Origin of the sequence: Candidatus Hartigia pinicola (assembly GCA_020541205.1) — a bacterium.
GTDB lineage: Bacteria > Pseudomonadota > Gammaproteobacteria > Enterobacterales > Enterobacteriaceae > Hartigia > Hartigia pinicola.
This window is the reverse complement of the sequence record CP048208.1, coordinates 1,779,552-1,794,557: the sequence shown is the minus strand read 5'-3', so window position 1 is coordinate 1,794,557 and position 15,006 is coordinate 1,779,552. Positions and strand designations below refer to the sequence as shown.

The 15,006-nt window shown below is 21.3% G+C and carries 3 tRNA genes; all 3 read left to right on the top strand.

Annotation, left to right across the window (positions count from 1 at the left end):
• The first annotated feature begins 9,583 nt into the window (after nucleotides 1-9,583).
• The 3 genes from GFV14_RS03295 to GFV14_RS03285 all read left to right on the top strand — a co-directional run bounded on the left by GFV14_RS03295 (nucleotide 9,584) and on the right by GFV14_RS03285 (nucleotide 13,306).
• Nucleotides 9,584-9,660 (top strand) — tRNA-Ile (locus GFV14_RS03295).
• 182 nt (nucleotides 9,661-9,842) lie between these two features.
• Nucleotides 9,843-9,918 (top strand) — tRNA-Ala (locus GFV14_RS03290).
• A gap of 3,312 nt (nucleotides 9,919-13,230) precedes the next feature.
• A tRNA-Trp gene (locus tag GFV14_RS03285) sits at nucleotides 13,231-13,306 on the top strand.
• Nucleotides 13,307-15,006: the final 1,700 nt, after the last annotated feature.

Genomic DNA, 15,006 nt, shown 5'->3' with positions numbered 1-15,006 from the left:
GGGAATTGCTTAAAGCGAAAATATAATAAATGTTACGTTTCAATTTTATTAGTTAACGTTAGTTCATAAAATATCTATTAAGTTGATGTGTATTTTATGTACATGAAAATAGTAAAACTATTTAAATATCTGTATTTAGTTTTTAAATCTAGCTTTAATTATTTTTGTGTAGAAAAATATTGTAGTAGATCTACAATAATATGAATTTTCTGTATCCTTATCAAGAGTCAAAAGATTTTAAAATATTGATTATAATAGTATTATATAATTAATGAGATATTTTTTTTAGTATGACAGCACTAATTAATGTTGTGTTTTTAAGTTAAAGTGTAAAATAAAATTAATTTTTTCATTAAAAATAAAAAATGTTTTGTTTTTAAGAATGTCATAGTTAAACTACTATTAGTATGGACATCAAAGAATATTTCTTAATAAAACTTAGGACTTTGATGGTACAAATAATATAGAATTCAGTATGTCTCAATGGAGAATCTAGCCATTCATTTCGTGTTATTTGGAATAAATCAAGCTTGAAAAGTCTTGTTAGTATTTATAAGATTGTTGACTTTTAAATTAAAATGTTAAATTTAGTAAAAGTCATCTTTAATTTTTTTGGTGTTCTCATCTCATTTCATGATTATTAAAATAATGTATTTTGTTAGAAAATTAAAAATTAACCTTCTCTTATTTTGAGATAAATATTTCAAAATATTAATTTGATTTTATACTAGATAAATTAAATAAACCTTATCTTATATTAGTGTATTATTTTGAATATATTATACTAAATAAGTATTATTTTAAATACAAAATAGTATTAATTATTAAGAAAGTGAACTTTGTATCAATTAATAAATTGATCTGAAATAAAAATTTTAAAGAATAACAGTGTTATTATTTTATTGATGTTAAACATGATTAGGTTGAAGAAAAATGATTATTTTAGATGATGGTAATAGGTTAAAAGATATAAAAATTATTACTATTATTTGATCTAAATATATTTTTAATAATTTATGAGAATAAAGTATACGTATGCTCTAAGGTTATAACATATTATATCCATATCAATACAAGGATAAAAAGTCTGTAATATTTTTGTTATGAAAGGCATTGTTATAAAAACATTAAAATCATCAATTATGTGCTATCAAAACTAGTAGATGAAGTGAATTTTATTAATGAATACAAATTTATAAAATAATAGTGAGTAAATTAAATATTGTAATATTTTTACGTATTAAGTGAAAATATTGAATCTATTATCATTTTAAAATGATAATAGATTCAATATTGCGTTATAATTAATTTTTATAAATTAGATTACTTTGAATACGTTGTGTGTAGAGCATGGTGATGATCTATATTATGCAACGTAAGCTGAGTAATAGACTTACTGATTATTGCAATAAATCTCAATCAATTAACACTTGGTAAAAAAATTATATTGATTAGTATATGATGGTGTTTAGTAGACATCATCTATTCATGAGGGTTTATATTTTTAAGAGTGTGCTATTTTAAAGAACTAAATGAGTACAGTTCCACTTACTATGTTAATAAAAGATGTATATTATTATCTTTAATAAATGACTGATACTAAGGCAATCAAGTCAGAATATAGAAAAAGTTATAATGCTTAATTTAAAAGTGACACTTCAATAACTAACGTTATTAAGTTTATCATAAAATGAGTAAATTACTTCTCTTATTCCACAGTTCTGTACAATTTTCTATTATTTTAAATTATGTTTTATATGGTTTAATTCATTTATTGAGCTAATAATTGTTATCTTGTTTATCTGCGATAGATTTGTATTAAATACAAAGTTTTTCTAATTCTTTTATCCGTTTTTCCATCTGCAACAATTCTGCGTGAGTACGTAAAAAAATTGTCTCTGAATAGCAAATTCTTCTTTGCTAACTAAATTGAGATGACTAATTTGATATCGTAATAGTGAACGTAATTTTTTATCGAAATCTTCACGTAAATCACGAACATTTTTCGGTCAAGTACTTTGGATTTGGTGAGCTATTTGTTCAATTTTTTGGATGGAGCATTAGAAGGTCCTTAAAGTTTTAAGAATACTTATGATCTATTAGTTTCATACCAAGCGCTTTCTAATAAACCTCATTAAAGCCTATTTAGAATATTTGTAATATAATTATTTATCAGAGGTTAATAAGCTCGAGCAAGCTATACGCATCTGAATTTTAAAGCTTACTCAGATATTTTAAGATTTCTTATTTTATATCTCTCTGCACTTTATTTAAAAGTTAAAGTATGTGATTTTTTTTTATGCATCTCTATAAAGTCCTTAAAATTATTTTTTAGAAAGAAATAAGTTACAATAATGTTATGAGTCAGAATAGTATATATTACTGTATTAAACTTTAGAAAGAAAAGTGTTACAGTAGGATACAATTTGCTGGATTCTTCAATAAAAATATAGTAAACGCAATTTGCGTTAGGTGCATTTTGTGAAATGTGAAATTTTCTTTTATGTTATTGATACTTAAAGCGTGAGTATTATATATATAAATTACAAAAATACGCTGTATTTCAATATTTCTGATATCAAACGATATCTTGTGGCGGAATATTAACAAGTAAATCTTATCCGATGTAATTATGGTATAGAATTCATGTCACAAATAGGAAAATGTATTCACATCTTTAATTTATAGAAATTATTTATTCATTTCAACGATGTTTATACTATAATATCGCTTATTAAGCGAAAGTATTATAAATATTGTATATTATAGTTATTTCTTAATTATTAAGATACTAAAGTAGAATTCAATTTATACTGTTAACATAATGCCTAGGAGTAAGGTATGCGAATATGTCTTGAGTGATCTAAATTTTTTAAATATAAAGTACTATAGAAGATAATGTAATGCTATACTATATTTTATAAAAGTAGTATTTATTATTTTAATTATGTGTAAAATACTCAATAATTCTAAAATGTACTTTATGGTAAGTTAGCAGGTTTTAGTATTTTATTATGATTTAATATATTCAGATAAGAATACCTTCTAAGAAAAAGTACTTTCTTTTTTTATTTTTAGTGCAGTACATAGTACTTCTTTAATATCTTGTAAGTAAGTTTAACATTATTACGTCGTATTATTTTGATTTTGAAGTAAGATCGTGTCGTATTTGTATACAAATATTTTTAACGGAATGGTTTTTTAAATTTGTAGTAAATTAGATTTTTATAGGGAGCTAATGCAGTAATGTGGGTAAATAAGAATTTTTGTAAAGTTTTGTATGTTCATTTTCATAAAAGATATATTTAGTACTCATATAATCTATCACACTTAATTGGTATTGATTATTTTAGATTGTATATAATATTAATAGAGTTTATTACTGAAATAGTTATAATGAGATATACATAATGTGTAAGTATGTTTTTGAACTTTAAGTTTTGGTGCGTTATGATATTACAGATATTATAATAGTGGTTAAAACATGTTAAAAAATTGTTATTAATCATACTTTTAATTTTTTGTTAGTTGTTTTTTCATGGAAATAATTAAATTTATTAATATTCAATTGCTTAACTAAAAATTAAAATTGTTTTTAATAAAATTAGCTATTATTTTTTAAGAGTTACATGCTCATTTAATACATTATTTTGATAGGATTGCAATAAAATCCCTTTAATTTCTTTAAGTTTTTTAAGAAAATATATCATTATCTATTTTTTTACTAACACTATATCATAATATAATGTACAAATAATCATATAACCTAAAAGTGAGATTTAGTATTTACATTTTCAAGGTTATGATATTTCAAATATTAATAAATATATTTATTATATGATCATTGAAAATAATAATTAATTATAATATAATAATTATTATATGAGAAATTTATATTTATTATTCTAAATTACAAGCATTCATTATTAAAGTTTTTATAATATAAATATTTTGTAAATATGATTAATTCTTAATATTAATATTATATTTTATATTCATTGATTAATTTAACATTATTAATTAGTCTTAATTTTAATTATGTATAATGATATAGTATCATCTATTGTTAAGTATATTTCACTTGTTAAAAATATAGATGATGAATTTTTAAAAACCTTATAGTTTTATATTATAAGTGTTGTTTTTAATTTTTAAAGATAATAATACCTATAAAATATATTACTGTTTATATATAAGATAAATAATGTTAATACATTTAGATTTTTAAATAATAAATAAAACAATAGTAGAAAATACTTTAATAATATAATTTAGAACAATTAATGAAAGTAATAACATTTATAAAAATATAATATTTATTTCTTGTATAATCAAGACACCAATATTAAAAAATCTTAATTATATAGTATTTTAGTTTATTAAAAAATAAAAGTGAGTTAATAAAAATAATTTTGTTGTGAATATGTATTCAATTATATCAATATATAAGTATTTGAATATTTCAATAAAGTTTTATGCAACTAACGTGAATACCTTATGTAAAGCAGGACATTGTTGCAATCATTAATGTTCTGAAGAGATAAAAAGAAATATTAAATATTTATGTTATTTTAGTATATAATTACTAAACGATAAATATTAGTTTTTGTATTGGGCATTTGAGAAAAATTGCAATATTGAATTTTTTGATATCCAAAAAAAACGAATTTCACTATATAAATTATTTTAAAGAATTTTATACCTTTGTAAGGAATTTTTAGTAATACACAAAAATGTGGTATTTAGTATTAATGTATCAAAAAAAATAATTCTCAAGAATGTTCATTATGATTATTATGGATTTTTCCGAATTGGAATTCTTGCTTGATTGTTTAATATTTTACAATTTAATAGTAAGATTTATAATTTTTTAAGCTATATTTTTTATTTTTTAGAAACCAGGAGTCGTAGTTTTAAAAAATTGATGTATATCTGCTGTCAATCTCTCTTTCGTAATGAAATGTTAGGATATTGTAATTCTCGTATATGATCGATAAATAATCATTGTGATAATTATGTAAAAATACATAGAGAGTATGATTAAATACTTTAGTGAATAAATATAAATAACCAGAGAATAAACTGTAAATTTAATACTGTGAGATTTTATACGTAATCATAACTATTATATGCTTTATCGTATTAATTAATTATTCATACTATAAGTCTTTTTTATTTCATGATGTTTTCTCTGCTAGTGTAATGGCATTTTATTTTCTTTATAATGTGTGATTATTCTTTTATTTTTTTCAGGTTAACGCATTAGTTAGTTAAGGTATTTTTTTGGGTGTTAATATTAATAGGCGTGCAGATTTTACTGAAGGATAATAGAGTAAAACAATCTTAATATATTTTACGCTAAAGTATAATGAATAGTAAAAAGCTTCTGATTAATTTAAATTTTTTACAGTGACATGGAACTACGTAGGTATTATTAAAATTGTTGTTATAAAATTTTATAAACTTAAGTAATCATAAGAAGATTTTATATATTTATAACTTATTATATTAATTTATTTTAGGAATAGTTTGTAGTATTTATAACATGCATATGATCTTAATGTATTTATAAACGAAATAAATATAATAGATTATATTTAATTTTACATTTTTAAACGTTAAATTCAATAGTATCAGTATAAAGTTTAGATTTTGTGTTGTATTGAATTACAAGAACTTTGAGTAAGTAAGATTATTTTATCTTAGTTGAATGTATCTTTTGGATTAGTTGAATTTATGTAAAAAAATATTTAGATTAATTGAAATAAAATTACTTACTAAAAGTTATGATTGATTTTTTAAGATTATTATCTTATCGTTAAATATGATAATTTTAGAAAATGTAATTATAAAATGCTATTTTTTTTGATCACTCCTGATAATGGGTGATAGTTTTTAAAAATTATTAGAAGAAGTGTTATTATTTCATATTTTTATAAATATTATTGTGATTGTATACCACTTGAAATATTAAGTAAGTGAAAGTGTAGATTCATTTTAAGGATATCCAAGATAAGTAACTGAAAATTTTCAAAAGTGATGTAAGATTTAGCTTTTGAGATAAATATAAAGATCGCATTTCTATAGTTTTTTTTATTTATCCTAGTGATAAATGTTCATTTAACTAAACAGATACTTTAAATAATAAACTGTACGTAACAATGAATTACAATAGAAGCGAAAAAAATATTTTTTATAATAGGATGATAAATGATTTAAAATAATATACAGTTTTTTACTTATATTGTTAATCGTAAAAATTAATGATGCTTATATATTTTTAATGTAAAAATATTTTTATTAACTCATTGTATTAGTTTTATACAAGAGTATGTGTGTAATATTTATGTTCATCAAAAGTATTCTACCTCTTAGGTATTATTGTACTTCAGAGTAATAACAGTATTTTAAATTTACAGTCGTGTTTGATAATTAGGCTAAGTGAATTTAGTAATGAAGTTGCATTGTAAAATTTAATATTAAATTAACACGAAACAATAATAAACTTCATGAAGAAAAACATCGAAAAAATTTTTATTATTTTATATTCGGCATAATGCTTTTCAGGTAACATACTGAATATTTAATAAATCAATTATTAGCGATAATAACTACAATGTTTATTATATGATGAGTGCATAGTTATCTACACATATTCTTAAATTGTATAATGAATATTTTTAATATATTTCATACATACAATTGAATATTGTTTTAACTACAAGCCAGGTAAAGCTAGGCAAGTATTTTATCAATAATTCTACTTATTGTTACTAAAATTTTATTAGTGAGCTATTAATCTTTTATCGTGAACTAATATGAAATGTAGAAAACGTTTTACTCAGATCATAGATTTTTATGATCTATATTTATATTTATAATGTTTTTTACAGAAATAATGATAAAATTAATATAATCGTATCTATTTATTATGATAAAGATCATATCAGTTATATTTCTTTCACTCTAGATTCATTAGGCTAGGCTTAATTTTTTTGCAAATTTTAAAAATAGTTATATATTTACTTTTTCTTAAAAAATGACTAATTAGTATATGTTATTAAAACTGTTTTTGAAAATTTATAACAATATATAATGTTTTTTCATATACATTGGTATCTGGAGTATTTTATAGATGAGAAGTGAAAGAGTGTAATTTGTTAAAATACTTTTATTATTAATGTTTATTTCTGTAAATTCTTATAATTTTCATAGGATATATGAACATAATAACAGTTCAAAAAGCACGAATGGTAATGGGGACTTATTTCTCGTTATATATTTGACTAGAATTATAAATATTTATGTGTTCTAATAACTGCATCTAATAGAGAATTTAATAAGAAAATGAGTGTAATATAAAACTATTTCATATTATAAAAGCTTAATTTTTTAAAGAAAATAGTTTAAACAGGATTGTTTTATTTTTTGACAATAATTTTGTTAGAAATAAAGTGTGTCTTATTTTTTTGAAGAATTTTCTTAAAATAGTTTCAAAAATGTTCTGATTCTATAAAAATGTATTTTGTTATCAAATTAAACGAATTTGCAATCTTAATATTTAATAAAATAAAATATTAAAAATAACTGTGTGTGCATGAAGATAGCATGAATATATTGTAATATTAATCTAAAATTAATATAAAAAATTTAAGCAACATGTTTTTAATAAAGTATCACATGACCTGTGTCGACATTCAAAATAATAATATTAAATATTTATTTTTATATCTTCACTACACATGAATAAATTAACTGATTTAAATGAATTAGTGAACAATCTATTTTAATAACACAAACCACTAAAGAAATTTTAGTGAATCATCAAGTTCTTTAAATGAAAATATGTGATTATTTTATAAATGTAATTCTCATTGCAAATGAAATCTAATACATGTAAGCGAAATAATAATAAAAAGCTTTGTTGGTAGAGATAGTGTGATCATATCAATTATAATAAAATTTCTGTTGATGTTTTAAAATGAAAAAATAAATATAAAATATTAAAATAATATTTTATAGCGCATACTTTAAAATATATATAGAAATGTATTTTTAAGGTAAAATATATATTTTGAATATAAAAAATTTTCTATAATACTTGATGTTATTGTGATAAAAATTTAATTTATTAAAATCTTATTAGAGACTATAAATATTGTGAGTTTTTTTGTGATAAATCAGATAAAACATAAGTTTTAAATTTTTTGAATATATTGCACTTCTTTCTTTTTTCTGTGTTAGTTGTTGCTAATATAGAAGATGATCTTTTCAGAAATTAACAATCAATATAAAATCTAAAGTATTAAATATAAAAACTTATACATTGATTTATTTTTGAAAAGTTAAAGGGGAAAATATTATATAATTAGTGAGAATTTTCAAAAATTAAGAGTGCAATAAATGCATACTACATATATAGCTATGTTTTCATCTGAATTATAGATGAATGAAGAATTGATAATAGTTTATTAACTATGTTATTTTGTCAATAAAAAAGTCATGCTTTTAGCTTTATAAAAGTATTTACTACGTAATAAAAAGATTAATTATAAATTAAAATTGCATAGCTGACAGTACACTGAGATAGACCAAAATATGTAATTTCAATTTGAAATATAGACTTGTAACCTAAGAATAATATTTATAATGCATGTACGTTGTATAGACATGCATACGTTATGAGTAGTAATAAAATAAACATCTATAATAAATCTGTTTTTTAAATAAAAACTGCAACTTTAAGTTCGAAAGCGTAAAAAGAAATGCAAATAAATACTTCCTTAGTTTAGAACTAAAAAATTTTTTACTTAAAGAGATAGCACTTTTCAACTTAGACACTATAGTGTACACTATAAATTAGCTCTTGAGAAGAGAATGATTAAAAAGTAAAAACTCATATAACTTCATAAAAGCTAAAAACAATAAAATATGTTATTTACTGAGATGGTATGAAAAAACTAATACACTTTTAATATTTAAAAAATTTCGTAAAAGATTCAGTGAAATCAACGTTCTCAATGTAAAGTTTTGTTACAGTGGTAACAGATTTCATCTATGACATATGTAATTAATTGTATTTTCAAATAAACAAAACTGTTGTTTTTAAATCTCAGTCATTTAAGAAAATACTAATACTCTTAGTGATAAAATACAATTATGTTCAGTTATTATAAATTTTTATAATTAATACTAGATTCGTGATATAATGAAATGTTAAAGTTAATTATTATACATATTATATTAAATTTTATAAAGTATTGTGTAGTAAAAAAATTAAAGTGAGCTACTCTCTTTATTACTAGAGTTAATATTATGAGTCATTTTAGATAAGGTTGTGAAAGTAATAAAATTTAAAACTTGCATATATTTCTGTGAAACTATACTATTATATTAAATTATAAAAAGAAATAATGGTTTATTTTTAAAATAAGCATTTATCATTTTATAATCAATAGCTAAAGTCGTATAATTATACGAGTCATATAAGATAGTCTGTAGTTTACTTTATTTCTTATTATGAAAGTTTTTTCACTACTGACTTAGAAAATTTCTTTAATAAATATCGTTAGACAGTATTAACAGGCTTGTAGCTCAGGTGGTTAGAGCGCACCCCTGATAAGGGTGAGGTCAGTGGTTCAAGTCCACTCAGGCCTACCAAATTTTATTTATATGTTGTTTTACTAATATATGTTTATTAATGAGATACTGTATTTATCTTTGCATAATTTTATTATACTGAAGTAATGTGATTAGTATTTCGTAAGCTATATTTTACTGTAATTTGCTTTAGTTATCTGTATTTTTATTAAAAAATAATAAATATCTTGTTAATTTTTTATGGGGCTATAGCTCAGCTGGGAGAGCGCCTGCCTTGCACGCAGGAGGTCAGCGGTTCGATCCCGCTTAGCTCCACCATTATTCTTAAAAAAAATTTAAATTTAAAATATATTATTATAAGGTTACGTATTTTTATAATATAAAATTTCTTAATTTTTAATTTAATTTTTTTAAAAACTGTGTTGTAATTAATAGAAAATTATTCAATTAGAAATTAAAGATAAGCGGTGTTACAATATCTGAATATAGATTGATTCATAAGTATTATTATGAAATATCTCAATAAAAAATGCCTAACATAAAATAAACTCTTCTTATTTAATTAAGTGATAAATTAATTAATTTAGTACACATGGGTTGTATGTTTTTCATAGAAGAACACGTTAGTAATATGTTAATTACTTAATTAGCATAAGTATCACCAATAGAATAAAAACGATTAGTTAGTAAAAATAATAATAGATTCTGATCTTAAATATTTGCGTCATGAATGTAAAAGGTTCAGTATAGTCATTCATAATTTTTACTATATAACAATTATCTTTTAAGACTAAGATTTTAGGTGTTTGATAATTTTATAGATTGTATTGACGCTATTATAGAAAACTATTATAAAAAATTGAGTAAAATAAAAGTTAAAAGCATTTACATATCAGTAATAGAAATTTTATATTCTCAAAATGATGATATATAATGATTACATCAGGAATTAATAAAATTATATGCTGTCACAATATTACTTATAAAAAAGTGCTGAAAGTTTCGAAAAAATAAAAAAGAGACTATTTATTTCGGTCTTTACTTGCTCAGTAGATTAAAAGTGAAATAATATTACCTTTAATACTGTATTAACTAATTGCGAAACAATACCGGATTATATATAGATAAGAGTACAATCAATTAAATTAAGTAGTATTTACTATTTTGAAATCTATTTTAGAAATGTTTATAAAATTTAGTTTAATATATGTAACTCATTATTTTTAAAACTGTAATATTCATTTTTAATGATTACCTGCATATAATTTAAAAAATTAAAAATGTTACTATGACAATAACATATGCATTACTGCATGTTATGAAAAGAAAAGTAAACTATACATATAAGATGTTAATTTAGAAAAGTAGTGATTGTTTTTTAAAAATGAGTAACTACTCATTAGTTAAGTTAACTTATGCGGAAGTTGCGGAACACATTTATTAATTTAAATAATTGTCTAAAATTGAAGCAGAAATATCTAAGTGTTTTTTGGTTAGAGATATGTTTTGTGCTAAAATTTTTAGAAGTATCAAGACTGAGATAAATTAGTGTTATGCTGTCATATATCAAACTTTTAGAAGACAGAAAGTTTCTTAGAATAAAAATAAAATAACCTAAATCGACTAAAATTATGTAAAATTTTTAGTATATAAGTAATAAATAAATATTTTATATGAGTTGTAATCTCGGTAGAGAAAAAATAAAAAAGATTAGTGTCAGCTTCCTGTTTGAAGAAAAGCATTTTAGTCTTGAATCATTGTTAATTGTATCTTGAACTTAAAATGGTTAAGTGTAAGTGTTAAGAAAAAATCAGATAAAACTAGGTATGCTACAATAATCAAAGTATTTATTTTATAAAATGGAAATAATTACACATATCAATGAGTAAAAATTGCTGATTAAAATATAGTAATATATACATATGTAATTAAATTTGTATGCTATTTTTGTTGCCCAGGCATTGTAATATGAATAAATAAGATAATTTTGTAAAAACTTTTCATTGTAGGTGTAGTAGATGGTATTACTACAATCATAATATTCTTTTCTCATTGTGGTGTTATGTAAGTAAGTTTCCATTTTACACGTATAGTTTGATAATATTTAGAATACTTTTCAATATAAATATTTATTAAAGTGTCGTTTAGTGTAAATGTTACAGTAATAAACTAGGTAAGAGTTTGTGTGTCTTTATTATATTTTTAGATTTAATCTAAAACATTGATTTACAAGATAGATAAAAAATTTAAAAGTGAGCATACGAATCTATGTAAAATAAATATAGGAATTCTACTCATTAATCTTGTATTCTCTAAGATTTTATTGAATTTTTTCTGTATAATAGAAAGAGAATAATTTATAAAAATTAAAGTTTATATTTTAAAATATGTTGTATTATTTTTTATATTGATTTATATTGTTTTAGAAAATTTTGTTTTATGTCTGATGATGTCTTTTTTAAAATTTCAAATAGTAATATAAAACATGCTTACTGGAAAATCTTCTAAAGGGAATTCTAGAATAAATATTTTTTAGCGTATAAAAATATATACAATATTTAGTATATATAAATTTCTCAGGGTATATATATTTATTGATTAAGTCACAAGAACTTACTTTATTGAAATATTTATTTATTTGTGTTATTATTATACTTATTTCTAATACGATTAATATACAATCATAATATTATAAATAATTTCTAAGGTTTTTTTACTATTGAAAATAAAAAAGTATTTAGTAAAAATATGTACTATCTTAATTTTAAGAGCTCTATCTTAATTAGATGAATTAGCTAAATTTCTTAATCTATTATTTTTATTTAACTAAAGTTGTCATTTTAACGTATAAAATTTAATTTTGAGCAGTAGATTAATATTATTCGCGTATACCAACATTGGTAGTGACTTGTTTAATATTAGAACTTTATGTTCCATAGATAAAATATATATTTTAAGAGTTTTTTATTCAAGATTTAAAGAAGTTCGATAAAAAGATGAATATCAACTTCTGTGAGTATAAAATACAGTGAACAGATTATTGTTAGTGAAGTTGTCATATCACACCACTACACTAAAAATATTTAGTGTAGTGGTGTGTAGAATAAATTACTTCTGAAAATATTTAGTCACTAAATTTGTTTTGAGAAAAAATTTTCTAATTATTTAAAAGGTTCTAAAAAAATTTGCGATGAAAATATAGATAGATATTCAGTATTTAACTGAATTGATATCTTTACTTAACTAGTATCAATAAATTTCAAGGTTTATCTAATAAGAGTAGATACATTGTAGAAAAATAAATTATTTTAAAATTAAAGATATTGATCTTATATTAAAGGTATGAGTTTATGCAATGCGCAACTCAAGAAAGATATATAGCGCTTACTTACTGGCAATAATAGTGCATTATCTAAGGTCATCTCCAGGAGAATCGTATGTTACTCAATAGTAGATGTTTCTTGCTTATAAAATACTAGAAATGCTCAATATGAAATTTAAAATTTGATAATAAAATAATAAATAAAAAAAATACAAATACAAAGAATAAATTAAAATAGCACTTTCAGTAATCAATACACTTGTCTATGAGTAAGAAATCTCACGTTTGAGTTTGTATGTTAAAGATATAGGGGCGTAGTTCAATTGGTAGAGCACCGGTCTCCAAAACCGGGTGTTGGGAGTTCGACTCTCTCCGCCCCTGCCAGTTACTTATCAAGCATATAATAGTCTCTTATGATCTTATGATTCTATTGTGTTTCGTTAAATTATTTTAAGTGGTGTTTATTTATATTTTTAATACTATCTACTCTTAATGACAATATTATTGTCTACTTTTTTATTGTTTTGTACATCTTTTTTAGATGTATTAATAATATTAGTAATTTTTCTTAAAAATACAATCTAGATGGAAATACATGGTATTTTGATTAAATCATCAATTAATTTTCAATGTTTGTTAATTTATTTATATCATATAAATAAATTAAAATTAATAAGAAATAAAGAAGAAATATTTTCTTAGAGATTAAAAATTTATATGAAATTCATCTTATCGATAGTTTTTGTTTAATATGAGAAGATATTCAGTATTTTTTTATGAAAACATTCTTCAAAATTTATTAATATTTTAATTAATAATTAATTGTAAAATATATTTAATAATTTAACATTTAAGACGTTGTTAACGTATGCAGGTAATTTTATAAAACTGAAAAACTATGACAATTCCATTCTTTCTTGTACATAGTCTTTTATCATGGTAATTGTATGGGGTAGTTTTGAATATTTGTTGTAATTTATTATTTTAATTATGAAAAATTTTTACTTTTATTATATGTATTTTATGTTTATTCTGGATGCTTGTAGAATTAGTAATTAAGAAAAATAATATTAGAGTTTTTAGCATATTTTTAGATATAGTTAGTTAGTTTATGAAATAAATTTGAAATGAGACTTATCTCTTTCTCTAACAAGGACTTTTCAAATTTTTAAAGAATCAAATACAGCATTCTTTCTTAGATATTACTATATAGCTTTGAGTCTATTCATGGCTTGTGAACAAATGCAGTAGTAAAAATATTTTATAATATTTAAAATTTTTATAGGTTGTTAGAAGTTTAGTACAGTGGCATGCTGAGTTTTAACTTTCTCCTCTCATAATTTTATAGTTACTAAATAAACTGTATGGGTTATTATATCTATTGTTTTAAGTTATATTATATTGATTTAATTAAGTATTCACTGTGTGATTTATGATTTTTGAGAATTTATTAAAAAAAGCGACATTAGATAGTTTTGAGTGATAAAATAGAATTTAAACACAACATATAACAATAATGATAGTAATAAAAATCTCAGTATTGACTTAATGAGTTGTATTATGATGACTTAACATTATATAGTTAGTCATTATCAAAAGTGATTAAAGTGTAATTGTTTATTATACTCTTTCTTTATAATTCAGTTAGTGAATGAGTTGAGTAACGTTGACCTGAGCATCTATAATAATGGTACTAAATGAAGCATGTTCTTTTATTTTATATTTTAAATGAGATATTTATATTAGGTAAAAAAAGTAATTAAAAGTATAAATTTATAGAGTGTAGTGATAATTCATTGCATAAATTATATTAATTTATATTATTTCTTTGACGCTCTATCTATTGAGTAAATATATATTCATACGAGTACTGAATTATTGACCCTGCCATTTTTTCTCTTGGAAAGCCTAGGCACTGATTTATTCAGCGAATTTATTACGTTAATTGTATCTGTAGAAAACAGTTTTTCTGATAGTAAAATTGTAAATTAATTGAAATTAATAGCATGTATTCTATAAATCGTGAAGATAGAAACATATAATGAACTCTATATTTTCATTAACGCTATACGCAAACATTATAT